The sequence below is a fragment of the Pseudomonas sp. DW-iso17 genome, assembly GCF_058725345.1.
This window is the reverse complement of the sequence record NZ_JBZXEA010000021.1, coordinates 464568-482890: the sequence shown is the minus strand read 5'-3', so window position 1 is coordinate 482890 and position 18323 is coordinate 464568. Positions and strand designations below refer to the sequence as shown.

Below are 18323 nucleotides of genomic sequence, written 5' to 3'. Positions count from 1 at the left end.
TCAGTACTTGTTAGACCGTGGCGTTTTTCCCGCGTACTCCCACCGGCCCAGAGCGCTCTTCAATCTGGCGCTTGAGGTCCTGCCGCAACCCCAGCAAAAACGCCAACTCCGCCACCACAAACAACGGCCCCACGATCAGCCCCGACACATCATCCACAAACGCAGGCTTCCTGCCTTCGTAGTAATGCCCGACGAACTGAATCACCCAGCCCACCACAAACATCCCCACGCCGCTGCTCAGCCACACCGCCGTGCTTTGCGCCGCCAGCACATGCCCGGCCCACACCGACAAGCCCATCAGCACCGTCATCAACACGCCCAAGGCCAGTTCCAGGCGCAGATAAAACCACGCCGAAAACAACGCCAGCAGTACCGCAGGTGATAGCCACAGCCCGCCCATCGACCATTCGGGGCGCGACAACAGCACGGCCACCGCCACCACAATCAACGGAATACCGATGAAGTGGCTGGCGATGTTGCGTGGGTCGCGGTGGTATGCGGCGTATTGACTGAGGTGGTCGACGAGGCTTTTCATTGTTGTTCCTCCTGTAGGATGTTTGATCATGCCCTGTCAGTCGGTGCCTAACTGTCAATTGGGCGACAATCTTCGGAGTTCGCATGGACACAGGGACATGGCACGCGCAATTGGCTCGCGGTCATTGGTTCAGCCATTTGCCGCCTGACTTGCAGCGTAGCCTGCTGGGGGCGGCGCGGTTGCGTGTGCTGACGGCGGGGCAGTACCTGTTCAAGCGCGGTGACCCGCCGTGCGGCGTGTATGCGGTGCTGGAAGGCACGGTGCGCATCAGTGCGGTCAGTGCTCAGGGCAAGGAAGCGGTGTTGAGCCTGGTGGAAACGCCCTACTGGTTCGGCGAGATCTGCCTGTTCGACAACCTGCCGCGCACCCACGATGCCTTGGCCACGGGTGCTTGCAGACTGCTGCAGGTGCCGCAGGCGGCGATGCTCGGCATTCTCGAACAGCATCCGCTGTTCTGGCGGGAGATGGCACTGTTGATGAGCCATAAACTGAGGCTGTCGTTGATCAATATCGAACAGATGAGCCTGATGCCCGCTTCAAAGCGCCTGGCCCATCGGCTGCTGATGATCGCCCAAGGCTATGGCGAAGTTGAGCATGCGCGCCGCGTGCTGCAACTGCCCCAGGAGGATCTGGCGGCAATGCTGGGCCTGTCGCGCCAGACCATCAACAGTCTGCTCAAGGCGCTGGAGCAACAGGGCATTATCGGCTTGAGTTACGGCGCCATCGAGATACGCGACCTCAATGGGCTGCGGCTGGCCGCGGGCCTATGAACCGCGATAGGTGGAGAAGCCGTAAGGGCTGAGCAGCAGCGGGATGTGGTAGTGCTGGTCGGCCTGCTTGACCTGGAAAATCACCGGCACCTCGGGGAAGAACGTCTCGCGGTTCGCCTTCTTGTAGTAATCGCCGGTCTTGAACACCACGCGGTACTCGCCCGGCTGCATGCTGCGGTTGGCCGGGAACAGCTCGGCGATGCGGCCTTGCTGGTTGGTCACACCTTCAGACAGCGACTGCCATTTATCGCCCACGTGCTGTTCCAGGGTCACGTTGACACCGGCGCTTGGCAGGCCGTTTTCCAGGTTGAGTACGTGCACGCTCAGGGGGTTGCCGTCGGCCAGGGCCAGGTTGCACAGGCCACTCAAGCTCAGTGCGGCAAGGGTCATGCTCAAGGTTTTCATCGCGAAGTCCTTTTGAGGGAAGTGGAATCAAGGGGTGATTTTCAAGCCCAGTTGCTCGGCGGCTTGTACGGCGCAGGCTTCATCCTGCGCGGCGCCACCGGCACCGGCGATGCCCAGCGCACCGACCAGTTCGGCATCGGCAAACAGCGGCACGCCGCCGCCGAGCAACAGCAGCTCGGGCACGCTGTTGAGGTTGGCGGCCTCGGGGTTATTACGCGCCCGTTCGGCAAACAGCCGGGTCGGGGTTTTTGTCGACAGCGCCGTGTACGCCTTGCGTTGGCTGGCGAGGCTGTTGTGCGGGCCGACACCGTCAGCGCGCAGGCCCAGCAACAGGTTGCCACCGCGGTCGAGTACGGTCAGCGCCGCGGTGCAGTGGGCCAGGCTGGCGTCGGCCAGTTGGCGAGCGGCGTGCAGATCCAGCTCGGCATGGCGTGGTAATTGTGGTGCCGCCTGGGCGACGGTGGCCACGGCGAGGCTCAGGAACAAGGCAGTGCGGTACATAGTGAGGGCTCCAGAAAGCAGGCCGTCACGGTAACCAGCGGACGCGGACAAAAGCCGCACAATTGGATGACAGGTTTGTAATCAAACTGGCTGAGTGGGTTTTGTACCTGTCAACGTTGACAGTAGATGCGATGTTTCAGAGGGCGCAGACTTTGATTGTCAATCGTGACAATCGAGGAGTTAAGGCTCATGGCAGAAAATTCTTGTGATTTTTTCCCTCCAATACCGAGGCCAGGAAAGCGTGCAGAAGCCCCACCGGTTGTAGAACTACCGGTTCAAGGTGGAAGTTATGCGAGCCCAGTGACGTTCAAAGGCACGGGTCTTCCCGAGTGGGACGTCTACTTCTCCCTTACTCCGGCAAATGGGGATAAATTTGGCGGCGCTAAAGTCAAGCCGGATGGATCATGGGAATTCACACATTCTCTGGAGCCAGGTGAGGTCGGTGTTTTCGGCTGGCAGGAAACAACGCTGGAGCGTTCCGCATGGACATCGGTTATCAGATTTACGGTGAAGTGAGCGGATGTTTTCTGGCCTGGGTAAGTAGTCGTCCTTGAGGGAAGGCAGCGGGTACTTGGATGACTACTGCAAATCCTCGCGAAACTGCCCCGGCGTCATCCCCGTCCAGCGCTTGAACGCACGATTGAAACTGCTGGTATCGGCAAACCCCAGCAAATGGCTGATCTCGGCCAATGAGCACTGCGGGTCGCGCAGGTGCAATAACGCCAGGTTTTGCCGGCATTCATTGAGCAAGGCGTCAAACCGACACCCTTCATCGGCCAAGTGCCGCTGCAAGCTGCGCAGGCTCAAGTGCAGCGCTTGTGCAATGCGTTCGGCGCCTGGCTCGCCGTCCGGCAATTGCGCCTCGATGGCGGCGCGCACCTTGCGTTCCCAGGTCAGCGGTTGCAGTTGGGCGAGGGTGCGTTTGAGCACGGTTTCGTTGTGCTCGGCCAGCTCCGGGTTGGCGTCGTCCAGGTGGCTGTCGAAGTCGCTGGCGGCGAATTCCAGGCGGTCTTCGTCGGCGGCAAACCATACCGGCGCGCGAAATACCCTGTGCCACGGCTCGGGGTCGGCGGGTTCCGGGCGCCGCAGGTAAACGGCCAACGGCGCATAGTCGCGACCCAGGCGGTTGCGACAGGTGCGTACGTAGATCGCCGCAAAGGCATCAATCGCTTCCGGCGCGGGCGCGGGGCTGCCTGGAGGTTGGAGCAGGCGAAAACGGTAGATGTCGCCGTGGCGGCTCAGCTCCAGGTCCAGGGCATCACTGACCACCTGGTGATAGCGCACGATGCGCTCGAACACCTCGCGCAAGCTGCCGCTGGCCACTAGTGCGTAACCCAGCGCATGAAAGGTGGTGGGGCTGACAAACCGCGACACCCGCAGCCCGATCGCAGGGTCGCCACTGGCCTGTACCGCCAGCGCCCATAGGCGCGTGGTGGCCGACAACCGATAGCGGGCGTTGGGGTCGTCCATCTGCTGCGGGTCCAGCCCGGCTTCGGCGCACAGGGCGGCGCTGTCGAGGCCCAGGGCGTCGAGCTGCTTGCGCAGGGCACGGGTCCAGCTGGCGAGGGAAGTGGGTTCGGTCATGGCAATTGGCGCTTGTGGTCAACAGATTGGCGTGCGCGGCTAGCGTCCTGCGCTAGGGTTAGGTGCAGGATTCAGGCATCACTTCACAAGAGAATGGAAGCATGGACGGTACTTCTGCAAGCCCCCAGCCGTTGAACGCGCAACAGCGTTCGGCGCATATCCGCGAGGTGGTGATGGCCGAAGGCGTGCGCTTGCGCCAGCGGCACCCCTGGTTGTTGCATCAGGACGCGCTGGGCGCGGGCATCCTGGCCTTTGCCCTGCTGGGCATGCTCGGCTCGGCAGCGCTTTATATCAGCGGTCATATGGCCTGGTGGGTGTGTCTGCTGCTCAATGCCTTTTTCGCCTCGCTCACCCATGAGTTGGAACACGACCTGATCCACAGCATGTACTTTCGCAAGCAACGCGTGCCCCACAACCTGATGATGGGCCTGGTATGGCTGGCGCGGCCAAGCACCATCAACCCATGGATACGCCGGCACCTGCACCTCAACCATCACAAGGTCTCGGGCACCGAAGCCGACATGGAAGAGCGCGCGATCACCAATGGCGAACCCTGGGGCATCGCGCGGTTGCTGATGGTGGGGGACAACATGATGTCAGCCTTGATCCGTCTGTTGCGCGCCAAGACCTGGCCGCACAGGGCTAGCATCCTCAAGCGCGTGCTGCTGGTGTACGCACCGCTGGCCTTGCTGCATTGGGGCGCGTGGTACGTCTTCCTGGGCTTTCATGTCGCCAATGGCATTGCCAGTTTGATGGGCGCGCCCATTCAGTGGTCAGCCGGTACCTTGCAGGTGATGCAGGTGATCGATATCGCTGCGGTGGTGATCATCGGCCCGAACGTGTTGCGCACCTTCTGCCTGCACTTTGTCAGCTCCAACATGCATTACTACGGCGATGTGGAACTGGGCAATGTGATTCAGCAAACCCAAGTGCTGAACCCTTGGTGGCTATGGCCGTTGCAGGCGTTCTGCTTCAACTTCGGCAGCACCCACGGCATCCATCACTTTGTGGTGAAAGAACCGTTCTACATCCGCCAGATGACCGCCAAGGTGGCGCACAAGGTCATGGCCGAGATGGGGGTGCGCTTCAATGATTTGGGCACGTTTGCGCGAGCCAATCGCCTGGAGCCCCAGGAACACCCGCGCACTGAGCTTTCTTTCAGCAAGCAATGAACGCCAATGGCAGGTCACGGATCTGTTCGCGCACTGGCGGTTGGTAATGGTCGTCGCTGGTTAATTCGTGCAACAGCTCTTCGCGTAGCTGGTGGAATTCAAAACTGCTGCGCTGGCGCGGATGAGGCAGGGCGATCTCGACGACCTGCTTGATTCGCCCCGGACGCGGCTCCATCACCACCACGCGATCGGCGAGGAAAATCGCCTCTTCCACATCGTGGGTCACCAGTACCGTGGTGATCCTGGCGCGGGCACGAATCGCCAGCAGTTCGTCCTGCATCTGCTGGCGCGTCAGTGCATCCAGGGCGCCGAAGGGTTCGTCCAGCAACAGGATGCGCGGGCTGGCCACCAGGCCGCGGGCAATCGCCACCCGTTGCGCCATGCCGCCGGAGAGTTGGTGGGGGTAGGCGCGGGTGAAGTCGGTGAGGCCCACCAGCTCGATAAAGTCACTGATGCGCCGGTTGCGCTCGGCCTCGCTCAGGGGCTCGTTGACCAGCCCCAGGCCAATGTTTTGCGCCACGGTCAGCCACGGGAACAGGCGGTGCTCCTGGAACACGATGCCGCGCTCGCCACCGATACCGCTGACGGCTTTGCCATCGACCTGGATCTCGCCGCGAAACTGCGTATCCAAGCCCACCAGCAAGCGCAGCAGTGTGGATTTCCCGCATCCACTGGAGCCGACAATCGCAACAAATTCCCCTTCGGCCACCTCCAGGTTGAATTCACGGATGGCTTCCAGTTCGAAGCCATCGACGTCGAAGGACTTACCCACGTGGTTGAAGCTGACAATCGGTGCGTTCATGCGTGTCTCCAGCGGGTGGCACGGGTTTCGATGCGTTGGCCGATCAGGTTGAGAACGGCGCCGGTGAGGCCGACCAGCAGCATGCCGCTCATGATCAAATCCATGCGCAGCAACTGTTGGGCGCCGATCATCAGGCTGCCGATGCCGCCATTGGAGGGCATGAAATATTCGGCGCCGAGGGTGCCCATCCACGCGTAGATCAGGCTCAGGCGCAGGCCGGCGAAAATCCCCGACGCGGCACCCGGCAGCACCAGGCGGCGCAGGCGTTGCCAGAGGTTCAGCCGCAGCACCTGCGCGGCTTCGCGCAGCTGGGGTGACAGGTTGAGCACGCTGCGCTGGGTGGCAATAAACAACGGGAAGAAGGCGGCGAGCGCGATAAACACCCACTTGGCCAACTCACCCAGGCCGAACCAGGCGGTCAACAGTGGCACCCAGGCGAAAATGGCAATCTGGCGCAACGCGGACAAGGTTGGGCCGAGCAGTCGTTCACTGCGCCGCGACAACCCCAGCCACAAGCCCACGGCAAAGCCCAGGCTGCCGCCGAGCAACAAGCCGCCCAGGGCCCGTCCCAGGCTTTTGCCCAGGGCGGTGGTCAAGCTGCCATCCAGCACGCCGGCCAGGATGGTTTGCAGCACGGCCCAGGGGCTGACCAGAATGTTCGGGTCTACCCAGCCCTGTTGCGTCGCGGCCTGCCACAGCGCCAACAACAGCAAAGGTAACAACCAGGGCTGCAGGCGTTGCCAGCCTTCATAGCGTGGCCCGCGTCGAATCTGCGCAGTGGCCGGATGGGGCCAGTGCACCCACTTGCGATCCAGCCAGCCGATGCCGCGGTCCATCACTACACCCAGCACGCCAATGACCACGATGCACACGAAGACGATATCGAGCATGAACAACTGGCGCGCCCACACCATCAGGTAGCCGATGCCTTCGCTGGAGGCCAGCAGCTCCACGGCCAGCAGGGAGGTCCAGCCGGCGGCCAGGGCCAGGCGTACGCCGGCCATGAACGCAGGCAGTGCGGCGGGCAGGACCAGGCGGCGGATCAGCAAGTGGCCAGGCAGGCGCAGTACACGGGCGGCTTCGCGCAGGTTGGGCTGGGCGTCGCGCACGCCCACCAGGGTATGCAGGGTCACGGGCACCACGATGGCCTTGACCAGCACCACCAGCTTGAGGGTTTCGCCAATGCCGAAAAACACCATGAACAGCGGGATCCAGGCGAGGGTCGGCACTTGCGCCAGCGCGCTGAACGTCGGGAACACCAAGCGCTCGGCGCGCGCACTGAAACCCAGGGACGCGCCCAGTATCGCGCCGGCACTGACACCGGCCAGCAGGCCCCAGAACAAGCGCTGCAAGCTGATCGCCAGATGGCTCCATAACTCGCCAGCGGCCAACTCCACCGCGCTGTTCCACACCAGGGCGGGGGTGGGCAGAATCTGCTCGCTCATCCAATGATTGCGGCTGGCCAGCCACCATAAGGCAAACAGCGTGAGCGGCAGCAGCCACGGCAATAAACGCTGGCCCAGCTGCGCCCAGCGCGGCGCGATGCCTTTAGACGGGGCCGCCAGCGGCAGGCTCAGAAGTGAAATCCGGGCCATGGAAGACCTCCGAATGCGTTATGTGATTTCGATCTTACAAAAGCGTGATCAAGATGATTGTGAGATAAGAAAAGTCATTTAAAGCCTCACGCCGCCACGCATCCAATGCATTCGAAGAATATTTTCGATGCTGTTTATGCATATGCCTCTGGAGGCAGCGGGTTAGCTTGCATATTTCTAAATGCTATTAAATTGTGAATTTATAGTATTTAAAGTTTTGTTCAGTCTATGCCTACTTTTTGCTCCCCAGGCGACCGTCGCCCACCAGGAGCTGCGCTTATGAAACTGCCCTTTAAACGTCTGATCAGCCTGTTCGCCGGCACCGCCCTGGCCGGGTTGGTGCATGCCGCCGACCTCAAGGAAATCCGCATCGCAGTGCCCGACCTCAGTGCCGGCAGCCAGCACAGCGGCGGTGGCATCACCGACGTGTTGCGTGAACAGCAGATCTTTGAAAAAGCCTTTGCCGACCAAGGCATCAAGATCCAGTGGAATTACTTCAAGGGCGCCGGTCCGGTGATCAATGAAGCGTTCGCCAACGGCCAGGTGGACCTGGCCTATCTGGGCGACCTGGCAGCGATCATCGGCCGCTCCAATGGCCTGGATACGCGGCTGCTCAGCGCCTCTGCACGGGGAGTGAAACACTACCTCGGCGTGGTGCCGGGCTCCGGCATCAAGACCCTGCAAGACCTCAAGGGCAAGCGCGTGGCGGTGTTCCGAGGCACGGCCAGCCAGTTGTCGTTCGACAGCGCATTGGCCAGCCAGGGCTTGAGCGAGAAGGACCTTAAGGTGATCAACCTGGACTTCAACGCGGCCGCTGCTGCCCTGGCCGCCAAGCAGATTGACGCCACCTGGGGCGGGTCCACCCTGACGGCGTTGCAGGCCAAAGGTTTGGCAGAAATACCGCTGACCACCAAGGACCTGGGCGATGCCGGCAGCATCCAGGCCGTGCTGGTGGGCAGCTCCAAATTCGTCGATGAACACCCAGACGCCGTGGCCACGTTGCTCAAGGCCCAGCAGCAAGCGGTGCAGTGGTTGACCGATGACAACAACAAACAGGCGTACATCGCACTGGTGTCAGGGCTGGCCAGTTACCCGCCGGTGATCCTCACCAATGATTTGAAAGACCAGAAACTCAGCGAAGTTTTCCCCTCCACGCTGGACCCGGTGTTCCTTGGCAAATTGCAGGATGCGGTGGACTTGGCGTCCAGGGAGAAGTTGATTCGCAAGTCGTTTCAGGTGAGTGATTGGGTGGCGCCTGGGCTGGTGGCGGCAGGGCTCTGAGCTTGTCGGTGCCTGGGCTATCGCTATCGCAGGCAAGCCAGCTCCCACACTTGAATGTGTTCAACGCTCAAATGTGGGAGCGGGCTTGCCTGCGATGAGGCCCTTCAAACCGCCACACTGACCTGCTGGCTATCCACCTCCACCAAGGTCTCGATCATCGCCTTCGCCGCCGGCGACAACCGCGACCCCGTGCGGCTGACGATCCCGCAGCGTGCGCTCAGGGTGTCCATGTGCTGCGGCAAGTTGCGCCAGTGCAGCAGCACCAGCGCCCCCCTGGCAATGTCCTCGGCAAAGGCTTCTTCAGTGCCGACGCCGATGGCATTGGTTTGCAGCACGATGCTCACCAGTGCCGGGAAGTGCTCGGTCTGAATACTGGGTGAAAAATCCATACGCCCACTCAGGTTCGCCAGCAGTTTGCGAATGCCTTGGGAGATCAGCGGCGCCGCCAGCGGGTAGTCGAACATATCGTTGGTGGACAGGCTGTCCTTGGCCAGCAAAGGGTGGCCGGGTCGGCAGAAAAACACCCCGCGTTTGGGGGTGAGTGCGCGGGTCTGGAAATTCGGGTCGGCCTCGAACTGACGGATGTCAGCGATAAAAAATTCGATCTCTTCACGGCTCAGGCGGCGGCTGAGGGTTTCCCAGTTATCCACCTGAAACGTGGTACGGATTTTCGGGTGGGCGTTGATAAACCGCGCCACCGCATCCGGCACCAGTTTCACGGCTGGCGCCGGGCCGCAGCCGAAACGCAGGTCGCCGGCGTCGAGCTTGGTCATGCGCGTCACTTCACTGCTCAGCAGCGCTGCACCATGCACCAGGCTCAGGGCGTGCTGCAACACCACCTGGCCTTCCGGCGTGGGGCGCAAGTCCTTGTGGCCACGGTCTACCAACACGCAACCGAACTCCTGTTCCAGCCCCTGGATACTGCGGCTGAACGCTGGTTGGGTGATGCCCATAGCGTCCGCGGCACGCACGAAACTGCGGTGTTCGTTGAGGGCGATGAAGTAGCGCAGTTGGCGAAGATCCATATGCTTTCCCGGCATTTTAAAAATAGGTCGAAGGCATTTGCGACCGAGCAAGCTGAGGTTTTAAATGCAAGCTCTTATTCCGTCAACGAAGCATTCATTCATTTGCTAGACCTAAATTGCATATGGATAGAGCGTTGCTGGAAGCGTCCCCCCACCGTTTCGCAGGCACATGAGGGTCATCACAATGAGCAACGCCGCATTAGCCGTTCAATCCGTCGCCCAACCACTCGATATTCACCCGGTAGCCGGGCGGATCGGCGCCGAAATCCGTGGCATCAAATTGTCCGGTGAGCTGGATGCCGCCACCGTCGAGGCCATCCAGCAGGCGCTGGTGCAGTACAAGGTGATTTTCTTTCGCGAGCAGACCCACCTCGATGACCAGAGCCAGGAAGCCTTTGCTCACCTGCTCGGCGAGCCGATTGCCCACCCGACGGTGCCGGTGCGGGACGGCACGCGGTTCTTGATGGAGTTGGATGGCACCCGTGGCCAGCGCGCCAATTCCTGGCACACCGACGTGACCTTTGTGGATGCCTACCCTAAGGCCTCGATCCTGCGTTCGGTGCTGGCGCCTGCTTCCGGCGGCGATACCGTATGGGCCAACACAGCCGCTGCCTACAACGACCTCAGCGTGGAGCTGCGCGCATTGGCTGACCACCTGTGGGCAGTGCACAGCAACGAATACGACTATGCCGCCCGCAAGCCGGATGTGGCGGTGGAGAAGCTGGAGGAATACCGCAAGGTGTTCACCTCCACGGTGTACGAAACCGAACACCCGGTGGTGCGCGTGCACCCGGTCAGTGGTGAGAAAACGCTGCTGTTGGGGCACTTCGTCAAACGCCTGAAAGGCTACTCCCAGGCAGAGTCGGCGCAGTTGTTCAACCTGCTGCAAGGCCACGTCACTCGCCTGGAAAACACCGTGCGCTGGCGCTGGAACACCGGCGACGTGGCGATCTGGGATAACCGTGCCACCCAGCATTACGCGGTGGACGACTACGGCACCCAGGAGCGCATCGTGCGCCGGGTTACGCTCAAGGGGGATGTGCCGGTGGGGGTGCAGGGGCAATCAAGCAAAACCACTAAAGGTCTTTAATCTGAGTGAAGATTAAAAAATGTGGTGTTTACCAGACTCCGATCTTCACCACTTTCTCTGCCTCTGGCTCACCATAACGAAACCATTGCCCACGCAGTTCAACCTCCGTGTGGCTGATGGTGGTGCGCCGCTTCAAACCGCGCAGCCAGTCGAACAGATAACCCAGGTGCGTCTCGCGTACCTCGGCATAGGCGGGATCGCTGCCCAGGTCGTGCAGTTCTTGCGGGTCGTTTTCCAGGTCGAACAGTTGCGGGCGAAAGCCGTCGTAGGCCAGGTACTTCCAGCGCTCGCTGCGCACCATGGTCATGCGGCAACGGTCGATGGGTTGCTCCAGGCGCTCACGAGCGGGAGCCTGGAAGGCGTAGTCGTATTCGGCAATGGCATAGCGGCGCCAGGTGGGTTGTGCGCCCTGCAGCAATGGAATCAATGAGCGGCCTTCCAGGCGATGGTCGGCGGCGGGCAAGCCCAAGGCGTCGAGGAAGGTGGGCAGGGCGTCGATGGTTTCCACCAGGCGCTCGTCTACGGTGCCGCGGCTGACATCGGCGCCGGCACGCGGGTCGCGCACGATCAACGGAATGCCCACCGCAGGCTCCAGCAAAAACTCTTTTTCGCCAAGGAAGTGATCGCCGAGGAAGTCGCCGTGGTCGCTGGTGAACACGATCAGCGTGTCATCCCAACGGCCAGTGCTTTGCAGAAAATCAAACAGCCGCCCGAGTTGATCGTCAATCTGTTTGATCAGGCCCATGTAGGTCGGAATCACCGTGAGGCGCACCTCGTCACGGGAGAAATTCTGGCTCTCCTGGTGTTGGCGAAATGCCTGGTACACCGGGTGATCGCTGGTGTGTTCAGGTTGAATCGGCGCCTGCACATGCTCGGTACCGTACAGCGCGTGATACGGCGCCGGCGCGATGTAGGGCCAGTGCGGCTTGATATACGACAGGTGCAGGCACCAGGGCTGTTCACCTTGTTCGTCGATAAAGTCGATGGCGCGGTCGGTGGTGTAGACGGTCTCCGAATGTTCTTCGGCCACCCGTGCGGGTTTGCCGGCGTTGCGCATATGCCAGCCGCTGAGCACTTCGCCGTTCTCACCTTCGGCGGCGTTGGCCCATTCGTGCCAAGGGTTGCTGCCGTGGTAGCCGTGATCACGCAAGTATTGGGTGTAGGGCGCGGACTCGCGCTTATCCTCGAACAGCGGGCTGTCGGGGTAGATGCCGTCGTGACGCAGATACGCATCGAAGCCAACCTCATTGAGCGGCTCGGCCTGGGCACTGTCGGGGTCTATCTGCAGGCGCTGCAAGGCCTCAAGGTTCGGCGTGGCGTGGGTCTTGCCCACCAGGGCGGTGCGGATGCCGTGGGGGCGCAGGTAGTCGCCGATTGTCAGTTCTTCGAGCGGCAGCGGCACTGCATTCCACGCCACCTGATGGCTGCTGACATAGCGCCCGGTGTAGGCCGACATGCGCGACGGGCCGCAGATGGTGCCTTGTGTATAGGCCCGACTGAAACGCACGCCGGCGGCGGCCAGGCGGTCGATATTCGGGGTGTGCAAATGGGCATGGCCGTAGCAGGACAGGTAGTCGCGGCGCAGTTGGTCGCACATGATGTAGAGCACGTTGCGCACGGGTTTGGGGTCAGACATGGGAATTTACCGAACGGAGGACAGGTGGGGTTTTTCGCCGTTCGAGGGGCGCTCTGGCAAGTGCATTTGGGGACTGGGTTCTATGCATTGAGTGCATGGGTGTGGCTGCTGGCGTCATCGCAGGCAAGCCAGCTCCCACAGTTGAAATGCATTCCCCTGTGGGAGCTGGCTTGCCTGCGATGACGGCCTGACAGCAGATACATATCTACCTGGCACACCCGCGATCCAATTGTGGGGAGCAGGCTTACCCGGCGAAGGACCTGATGTGAGCGGCCAGTCCTGCCAGCGCTTTATCATCTGCCCTGGCCGCGTCATGGGAGGAGACATAGCCTTCATAACGCTCAAAATATTTGTCCTGGGTCGAACTGATTTTTTTGAAGGCGCTATCTTCCCCGGTCCCGTGCATCGGGAATAATTTGGCGTGCAGATGATCGACGCCATAACCCTCCAGAATCATGCCCGTTCTAGCCACACCTTTTAGCGCTTTGTCCAAAAGCTTTGCCGTCTTCTTGGCTGCGATGACCAAGTCACACAGCACGGTGTCCGGTTCGGCAAACGCATAGCTGCCCTGATGGGCTTTGGGGATAACCACACTGAACCCCGGGGTGTTGGGAAATATGGAGAGAAAGGCCATGTGGGTCTGGTCTTCCCATAGGAGGTGGCAGGGTGCAGTACGGCGGGCAATGCTGCAAAAAATACAGTCCATCAAACGCGCTTCCTCGTGCGAGTCAAAAGGTAGACCCTCTTGTATGTGATCTTTGTTATCTAACGATGACTTCACTGACGTTGCGAGCCGCTGTTCACCGCTTAGTCAGACCGCAATATTTTCCAACGCATAAACATCCTCGTCCCTCTCGTCAATCTCCTTGATCTGCTCAATCATCGCCTGCGCCAGCGGCGACAACCGATACCCTGCACGGCTGACGATCCCGTAGCGGGTGTAGCGCTCCTCCAGGTTTTCGTCCAACCCCTCAATCTGCAAACACACCAGTTCGCCCCGCGCCATGTGCAGCACGTCGCTGTTGGCGCTGACGATGCCGATGGCGTCCGAGCGCAATACCACGCCCATGAGGCTGTAGCCGTTTTCGCATTCCACATTGGGCTGGTAATCCGGCCGGCCGCTGAGGTCGACGATGACTTTGCGCAGGTTCGGCGGGCGGATGGTCACTGCCAGCGGGTAGCTCATCAGCTCGGCGGCGCTGACGCTGTTGCGTGCGGCCAGGGGATGCCCGGCGCGGCAGCAGAAGTGCCAACGGCGCGGGCGCAGGCGGTGGGTGTGGTAGTCGGGGTTGGCTTCGAAGTGGCGGGTGTCGGCGACGAAGAATTCGAACTCTTCGCTGAGCAGCCGCTTGCCCAGGCTTTGCCAGTCATCCACTTGGAACTGCACGCGGGCCTTGGGGTAGCGCCCGATAAAACTGCCGATGGCACGTGGGACTAACCCAGCTGCCGGCGCGGGGCCGCAACCGAAACGCAGTTCACCGGCTTCCAGGCCGTTGAACTGGCTGATTTCATTGGCCAGTTGTTGTGCGCCGCTGACCAGGCGCCGTGCATGTTCGAGCAGCACCTGGCCTTGCTTGGTGGGCGCCAGGTCTTTGCGGCCACGGTCGACCAGTTGGCAGCCGGCACTGTGTTCCAGGGCCTGGATGCTGCGGCTGAACGCCGACTGCGACAGGTTCACCGCCGTTGCTGCCGCGACGAAACTGCGCTGTTCGGCGAGCGCGATGAAGTGGCGAAGCTGGCGCAGGTCGATATGCATTTTTCACATCAAAAATATCCGGGAAATGCATTGGCTATGCATTAGGTCGACTCCTTATAAAGGCTATCTCTTATGCAGTAAATGTTCGTAAAAACATAAATAAATAACCTTTAGGAATATGAGGCGACGAGTATTCCGGGGTTTTGGAGCCGCTTATGAGTCTGTTCAAGTCCTTGCCCCTGGCTGTTCTAGTGGCCGGTAGCAGCAGTTGGTCGCCGGCCCAGGCCGCTGAAACACCCACGCCTGCCGGCAAGGGCGAAAGCGCCAGTGGCCAACTGGAAACTGTCACGGTCACTGCCCGGCGGCGTACCGAAAGTGCCCAGGCCGTGCCGACGCCCATGAGCGTGCTCGGCGGCCAGGTCCTGGAAACCCAGCGGGTGTACCGCATCCAGGATTTGCAGCAACTGGTGCCCAGCGTCAACGTCGCCTATATGCATGCGCGCCAGTCCAGCGTGTCGATCCGCGGCCTGGGCAACAACCCGGCCAGCGATGGCCTGGAAGGCAGCGTGGGGCTGTATATCGACAACGTCTACCTCGGGCGCCCGGGCATGGCGGTGTTCGACCTGATGGACATTGAGCAGCTTGAGGTTTTGCGCGGCCCCCAGGGCACGTTGTTCGGCAAGAACACCACCGCTGGCGTGATCAATATCAGTACGCGCGCGCCGAGTTTTACTCCCGAGCGCAGCATCGAAACCTCCCTGGGCGAGGACGGTTATTTCCAGACCAAGGGCACGATTTCCGGCCCGCTCACCGAGGACTTGGCAGGGCGTTTCTCGGCCTATCGCACGCGCAGCGACGGCGATATCAAGAACGAGTACGACGGCCATGATCTGAACGGCGGTTCACGCCAGGGCTTTCGCGGGCAACTGCTGTACAAGCCCAACGAAGCGTTCAACCTGCGCTGGATCGGCGACTACAACGAAGAGGATTCCAGCGCCGGCACCCGCGTGCTGTACAGCACCGGCCCGACCATCAATGGCACCAACCTGTATCAATCCCGGGCCAACGCGGCGGGCGCAACTTTGGTGGACGGCACCCATCGCAAGGTCAACCTCGACAACGACCAGCACGTCACGGTGTTCCAGGGCGGTACGTCGCTGGAAGCCAATTGGACGCTGCCCAGCGACTTCACCCTGACCTCGGTGAGTGCTTATCGCTGGTGGAATTTCACCCCGCGCAACGATGACGGCCTCAACGTACCGGCGTCGTATAACGCCGGGGTTTCGGTGGAAGATAAGCAGTGGTCCCAGGAATTTCGCCTGGCGTCGCCCAGCGGTGGTTTCTTCGATTACGTGCTGGGCGCCTACTATTTCGGCTCCGACCTGGATAACAAATCCTTTGCCTACTACGGGCCCAAGGCCGATATCTGGAACGGCACACCTGCCGGTGCGTTGAGCAACGTGAGCAGTGTGGGCAACGGGCATATCCGCACCGACAGCTTCGCGCTGTTCGCCCAAGGCACCTGGCACCTGACCGAACGCCTGGACTTCACCGCCGGTGTACGCGGCACCTACGAAGAAAAAAGCGCCTGGGTCACGCGCAATGCGCCCGTCGGTGGCGCGGCGGTCAGCGGGGCTGCTGCCACGGCGCGGCGTGGGCGTACCGGGGCCTATGACTCGGGCGACCTGTCGCAATACAGCGCCACGCCGTCGGGGCTGCTCAACCTCAGTTATCACTTCAATGAAAACCTGCTGGGCTACGCGACGCTGTCCCATGGCGAGAAGTCCGGCGGTGTGAACCTGGCGGTGGGGTCTGCGCCGACGGCCGGAGCCGACTCGTTGCTGATCGGCACCGAGCGCGCCAACAACGCCGAGCTAGGCTTCAAGAGCACGTTGTGGGACCGCCGCCTGCAGCTCAATGCCAACCTGTTCTGGACCCAGGTCAACGGCTACCAGACCAACGCCTACGACCAGGACAACCGCGTGCAGTACCTGACCAACGCCGGCTCGGTACGCTCGCGAGGCGTGGAGGTGGAAAGCACCTTGGTGCCGATCAAGGGCCTGACCCTGAACATCAACGGCTCCTTCAATGACGTGACGTACTTGTCTTACAAGGACGCGCCGTGCCCGCCGGAAACCAGCCTGCGTCCCGGTGCGCCGGCGTCCTGCGACCTGAGCGGCCATCAGGTAGTGGGCGCCTCCAAGTGGATCGCCAACGCCAACGGCGAGTACAAGTGGAACCTGGCGAACGGCTTCGAACCCTATGTCACCGCCAGTTACGCGTTCCGTTCCAAGGCGGTGGGCACGGTGGAAGATTCCGACTACGGGCAGATCCCGGCGTATGCGGTGGTCAACCTGTCTACCGGTTTGCGCGGCGACTATGACCAAGGGCAGTGGGATGTGTCGCTGTGGCTGAAAAACGCCTTCGACAAAACCTACTACACCACCCTGTGGACCGGTGGTAATGGCGGTTACGAGGGCCTGTTGGGCACGCCGCGCACCCTAGGCGTGACTGGGCGCTACGATTTCTAGGTCGGTGCGATAGGTGGCCGGGCTGAACACCCGCGTCACCAGCAGCATCGCCACCACCGTCACCGTCAGCACCACCCAGGCACTGACAAAGTTGCCGGTAAGCTCGCGCAGCCAGCCGGTCAGCCACGGCGAAATCGCATTGATCAAAAAGCCCACGCCTTGCACGAACGCCGCCAGTTGCCCCGCTTGGCGTGGGTCGCGATGGTGGTCGAGGGTCAGCAGCAGGCTCAGGGCAAAGCACGTCCCTAACCCGAAGCCGCACAAGGCCACCCACAGGTGGGGATATTCCAGCGGCGCAATGATCAGGCCCAGGTAGCCGATGGTTTGCGCCAGCAGGCTGATGCTGAGCAATGGGCGGCGGTCGATACCGCGTTGCGCCAGCACTGGCATCAACAGAGCGGCCGTCACCTGAAAAATCGTCATGAACGCCAGCAATGACCCGCTGGGCAGCACGCCCCAACCCAGTTGCTGATAGTAGGCGGGCAGCCACGCGACCATGCTCATGTAGCCGCAGTTGACCAGGCCGAAATACAGCGCCAGCAGCCAGGCGCGGCGGTTACGCAACCCTTTGAACGCAGGCGCCTGTTGTGGGTTTCGCGCCGCGCCCAGCGGCAGCCAGGCCCACAGCAACAACGCCCCCAGCGCCGGCAAGAGCCACACACCCAGGCCTGCTTGCCATTGCTGGAAATGCGTGGCCACCACCGGACTGAGCAGCGCCGCCAGGCCGCCACCGGCCATCAGCGAGGCCGAATACACGCCCATCGCCACCGGCACGCGGTGACGGAATTCGCGCTTGATCATCGCCGGCACCAGCGCCTGGATCAGCGCCACGCCCGCACCGCCGAGCAGCGCGGTAACCAGCAGTGCCGAAGCCTGGCCCATCAGCCAGCGCGCCAGGCACGCCAGCAAAATCATCAACAAGCCCAGGGCGATGCCGCGACGCTCGCCCAAGCGCGCCTCCACGCGCACGCCCACCAGTGCCACCAACCCCATGCAGATCACCGGCAGGCTGGTGAGCAGGGCGCTGCTCTGAAAGCTCAGGCCGGTGGCCTGGCGAATCTCGCCGAGCAGCGGGCTGATGGAACTGAGGATGGGGCGCAGGTTCAGGCCGAGCACCACCAGCAGGCCCCAGCCGGCGAGGGATTTATTCAGGGTCATGCAGGGTTTTCCACTGGTGATACAGCGCAGTCATTGCGGCATCGGGCAGGTGCTGAATGGGCAGGCATTGCGCGTCGATGGGCAAGCCAACCTGCTGGCTGATGGCTGCCGTCGACAGGCCGAACGGCTCGGCCATTTCGTTGCTGGCGGCAAACACTACGCGCTCGACGCCGCACAGGTACATGGCACTCAGGCACATCGGGCAAGGCTGGCCGCTGGCGTAGATCACGCACCCTTCCAGGCGTGCACCCAGCTGCCGGCTCGCTGCGCGAATTGCCAGCAGCTCGGCGTGGGCGGTGGGGTCCTGGGTCAGGTGTATCTCATTCGCGGCTTCCACCAGCACTTCACCGTTGCGCGTCAGCACAGCACCGAAGGGGCGGCCACCTTGGGCGACGTTGGCGCGGGCCAAGGCGATAGCGCGTTGCAGGTGTGCTTGATCGTTGGTCATACAAGGCCCCCGGATGCGATGAAAGGTGTGAAGTATGGGCAGCCAGCAAGGTATTCTGAAATTAAATATAAACATGCCAATCAGTGGCAAACAC

18 protein-coding genes are annotated in these 18323 nt (G+C 61.7%); 6 read left to right on the top strand and 12 right to left on the bottom strand.

Annotated features, from left to right (window positions below; all coding sequences use genetic code 11):
- Positions 1-10: 10 nt before the first annotated feature.
- Positions 11-535, bottom strand: coding sequence for an Mpo1 family 2-hydroxy fatty acid dioxygenase (locus tag AC4PS6_RS16570; protein ID WP_060767862.1), 525 nt, complete (start codon positions 533-535; stop codon positions 11-13).
- An 83-nt stretch (positions 536-618) separates the two neighbouring features.
- Between AC4PS6_RS16570 and AC4PS6_RS16565 the strand changes: the two genes are divergently transcribed.
- A complete protein-coding gene (locus tag AC4PS6_RS16565; protein ID WP_336827221.1) occupies positions 619-1305 on the top strand; it encodes a Crp/Fnr family transcriptional regulator in 687 nt (228 codons plus the stop codon).
- Here the strand turns inward: AC4PS6_RS16565 and uraH are convergent.
- Both uraH and AC4PS6_RS16555 read right to left on the bottom strand, forming a co-directional pair.
- A complete protein-coding gene (gene uraH / locus AC4PS6_RS16560) occupies positions 1300-1710 on the bottom strand; it encodes a hydroxyisourate hydrolase (protein WP_014716425.1) in 411 nt (136 codons plus the stop codon). The genes AC4PS6_RS16565 and uraH overlap by 6 nt on opposite strands.
- 27 nt (positions 1711-1737) lie before the next feature.
- A complete protein-coding gene (locus AC4PS6_RS16555) occupies positions 1738-2211 on the bottom strand; it encodes a heme-binding protein (RefSeq protein ID WP_198833791.1) in 474 nt (157 codons plus the stop codon).
- 189 nt (positions 2212-2400) lie between these two features.
- Here AC4PS6_RS16555 and AC4PS6_RS16550 point away from each other — a divergent pair, with 189 nt between their 5' ends.
- Positions 2401-2727, top strand: a complete 327-nt coding sequence (locus AC4PS6_RS16550) for a hypothetical protein (RefSeq protein ID WP_146051511.1) — start codon at positions 2401-2403, stop codon at positions 2725-2727.
- Positions 2728-2790: 63 nt separating this feature from the next.
- On the opposite strand, the gene AC4PS6_RS16545 is transcribed toward AC4PS6_RS16550, so the two are convergent.
- On the bottom strand, positions 2791-3795 hold the full coding sequence (locus AC4PS6_RS16545) for an AraC family transcriptional regulator (protein WP_122301154.1): 1005 nt from the start codon (positions 3793-3795) through the stop codon (positions 2791-2793).
- 101 nt (positions 3796-3896) lie between these two features.
- Between AC4PS6_RS16545 and AC4PS6_RS16540 the strand changes: the two genes are divergently transcribed.
- Complete coding sequence (locus AC4PS6_RS16540; protein ID WP_336827222.1) at positions 3897-4967, top strand: fatty acid desaturase; 1071 nt, start codon at positions 3897-3899, stop codon at positions 4965-4967.
- Here AC4PS6_RS16540 and AC4PS6_RS16535 read toward each other — a convergent pair.
- On the bottom strand, positions 4954-5769 hold the full coding sequence (locus AC4PS6_RS16535) for an ABC transporter ATP-binding protein (RefSeq protein ID WP_105225374.1): 816 nt from the start codon (positions 5767-5769) through the stop codon (positions 4954-4956). The two genes, AC4PS6_RS16540 and AC4PS6_RS16535, sit on opposite strands and share 14 nt — an antisense overlap.
- Positions 5766-7364 carry an ABC transporter permease gene (locus AC4PS6_RS16530; RefSeq protein ID WP_336827223.1) on the bottom strand — a complete coding sequence of 533 codons (1599 nt, stop codon included), beginning with the start codon at positions 7362-7364 and terminating at the stop codon, positions 5766-5768. The genes AC4PS6_RS16535 and AC4PS6_RS16530 overlap by 4 nt, the downstream gene beginning before the upstream one ends.
- Before the next feature lie 279 nt (positions 7365-7643).
- On the opposite strand from AC4PS6_RS16530, the gene AC4PS6_RS16525 reads away from it, so the two are divergent.
- The gene (locus tag AC4PS6_RS16525; RefSeq protein ID WP_020302215.1) at positions 7644-8645 is read left to right on the top strand and encodes an ABC transporter substrate-binding protein; all 1002 of its coding nucleotides are present in this window, start codon (positions 7644-7646) and stop codon (positions 8643-8645) included.
- Positions 8646-8749: 104 nt separating this feature from the next.
- Here the strand turns inward: AC4PS6_RS16525 and AC4PS6_RS16520 are convergent, their stop codons facing one another.
- On the bottom strand, positions 8750-9670 hold the full coding sequence (locus AC4PS6_RS16520; RefSeq protein WP_003187586.1) for a LysR family transcriptional regulator: 921 nt from the start codon (positions 9668-9670) through the stop codon (positions 8750-8752).
- Between the two features lie 184 nt (positions 9671-9854).
- Here AC4PS6_RS16520 and AC4PS6_RS16515 point away from each other — a divergent pair, with 184 nt between their 5' ends.
- Positions 9855-10760 carry a TauD/TfdA dioxygenase family protein gene (locus AC4PS6_RS16515; protein WP_019819893.1) on the top strand — a complete coding sequence of 302 codons (906 nt, stop codon included), beginning with the start codon at positions 9855-9857 and terminating at the stop codon, positions 10758-10760.
- A gap of 28 nt (positions 10761-10788) precedes the next feature.
- Here AC4PS6_RS16515 and AC4PS6_RS16510 read toward each other — a convergent pair whose 3' ends face one another.
- From AC4PS6_RS16510 to AC4PS6_RS16500, 3 genes are all read right to left on the bottom strand, one after another.
- Complete coding sequence (locus AC4PS6_RS16510) at positions 10789-12396, bottom strand: alkaline phosphatase family protein (protein WP_103452556.1); 1608 nt, start codon at positions 12394-12396, stop codon at positions 10789-10791.
- 244 nt (positions 12397-12640) lie between these two features.
- Positions 12641-13102, bottom strand: coding sequence for an HIT family protein (locus AC4PS6_RS16505; protein ID WP_336827230.1), 462 nt, complete (start codon positions 13100-13102; stop codon positions 12641-12643).
- Between the two features lie 105 nt (positions 13103-13207).
- On the bottom strand, positions 13208-14152 hold the full coding sequence (locus tag AC4PS6_RS16500; RefSeq protein WP_032901761.1) for a LysR family transcriptional regulator: 945 nt from the start codon (positions 14150-14152) through the stop codon (positions 13208-13210).
- Between the two features lie 155 nt (positions 14153-14307).
- On the opposite strand from AC4PS6_RS16500, the gene AC4PS6_RS16495 reads away from it, so the two are divergent.
- Positions 14308-16623, top strand: a complete 2316-nt coding sequence (locus AC4PS6_RS16495; RefSeq protein WP_492180881.1) for a TonB-dependent receptor — start codon at positions 14308-14310, stop codon at positions 16621-16623.
- On the opposite strand, the gene AC4PS6_RS16490 is transcribed toward AC4PS6_RS16495, so the two are convergent.
- Positions 16594-17781: a CynX/NimT family MFS transporter gene (locus tag AC4PS6_RS16490; protein ID WP_492180880.1), complete on the bottom strand. Its 1188-nt coding sequence runs from the start codon at positions 17779-17781 to the stop codon at positions 16594-16596. The genes AC4PS6_RS16495 and AC4PS6_RS16490 overlap by 30 nt on opposite strands.
- The gene (locus tag AC4PS6_RS16485) at positions 17768-18229 is read right to left on the bottom strand and encodes a nucleoside deaminase (RefSeq protein WP_106111754.1); all 462 of its coding nucleotides are present in this window, start codon (positions 18227-18229) and stop codon (positions 17768-17770) included. Before AC4PS6_RS16485 ends, AC4PS6_RS16490 begins: the two co-directional genes overlap by 14 nt.
- Positions 18230-18323: the final 94 nt, after the last annotated feature.